Origin of the sequence: Nostoc sp. UHCC 0251 (assembly GCF_034932245.1) — a bacterium.
Classification (GTDB): Bacteria; Cyanobacteriota; Cyanobacteriia; order Cyanobacteriales; family Nostocaceae; genus Nostoc.
In genome coordinates this window covers 1-1,176 of the sequence record NZ_JAYGHD010000280.1, presented here as the reverse complement: position 1 = coordinate 1,176, position 1,176 = coordinate 1, and the positions used below count along the sequence as shown (strand labels likewise).

The window sequence follows — 1,176 nt, the reverse complement described above, 5'->3', positions numbered from 1 at the left end:
GGGAGCATCTCACCTTTGCAAATATAGGTGTAAGTGAGGGAAGATAGTTACACTCTTTGACACAAGTAGCAAGTGCAACTCCTATGACCCCTGAAGACTCGCAACGTCTGGAAGCCTGTTTGCTCGAAGCAGCAGAGATTCTTTATCGGAACACTCAAGCTGAAGAGCTAAGAAGCTTTGAGAGTTTAGAAAAAGCAGTAAGAACTCAAGTTCTAGAGCAAGTCAGCCCAAAAATTGCTTTTTTTTTATTAAACAAGTCACAGGCACAGAAAAAGGTAGAGCAAGAATAGTCAAGAGCGTTGTAGGCCAAGTAAAACTGACAGATAGGCAAGCAAAAATCTTGGGGTTAAAGCCTTATAGCCAATTGAGTCCACTATTTGAAAAAAATTGCCTGCTGCTGAGTGGGAATGAATCATTTCAAGATTCTGAAAAAGACATTGAAGCATTAACAGGTATAAAGGTCTCTCATAGCACTTTGCAACGACTGGTTCATCGGCAGGAGTTTGAGGAGCCTACAGCTTTACAAGGTGTCTCAGAGTTAAGCATCGATGGCGGAAAAGTCCGTATCCGTTCTCAAATCAAAGGTGCGGAAAGTTATTGGCGAGACTACAAAGCCGTTCGCTTACAGGGTATTTATTATGGTACATTCTTCCAAGACAACTTGTCTTTGATAGATTGGGTTAATAGTCAACGTCTTCTTTTCCCCCTTATTTGCTTGGGGGATGGACATGATGGTGTGTGGAATCTGTTTGACGAAATTGGCAGCACCACTATTAGACAGGAGATTTTGGATTGGTATCACCTCAAAGAAAATCTTTACAAGGTTGGTGGGTCGCTTAAACGCCTCAAAGCCGCAGAGACATTTCTTTGGCAGGGTCAAATTGAATCAGCGATCGCTTTATTTGCCGATTTGAAAAAAAAGCCTGCCCAAAATTTCATCAACTATCTTCAAAAGCATTCACGACGAATCGTTAACTACGAGTATCTTTCTCAAGAAGGCTTATGTTCTATCGGTTCTGGTGCTGTTGAATCAGCTGTGAAACAGATTGGTAAGCGTTTAAAAATTTCTGGCGCACAGTGGAAATTGGAAAACGTGCCTCGGATGCTACAACTTCGATCCGCCTATCTCAATGGTCAGCTTTCTAACTGATATTTTTGCAAAGGTGAGATGCTCCC

General features: G+C 41.9%; 1 protein-coding gene. It reads left to right on the top strand.

What is annotated here, in order from left to right; genetic code table 11:
• Positions 1-83 precede the first annotated feature (83 nt).
• A protein-coding gene (locus tag VB740_RS18200) for an ISKra4 family transposase (protein WP_323201359.1) occupies positions 84-1,150 on the top strand; the annotation gives its coding sequence in 2 pieces (ribosomal slippage) (positions 84-240 and positions 240-1,150; 1,068 coding nt in all).
• The last annotated feature ends 26 nt before the right edge of the window (positions 1,151-1,176 follow it).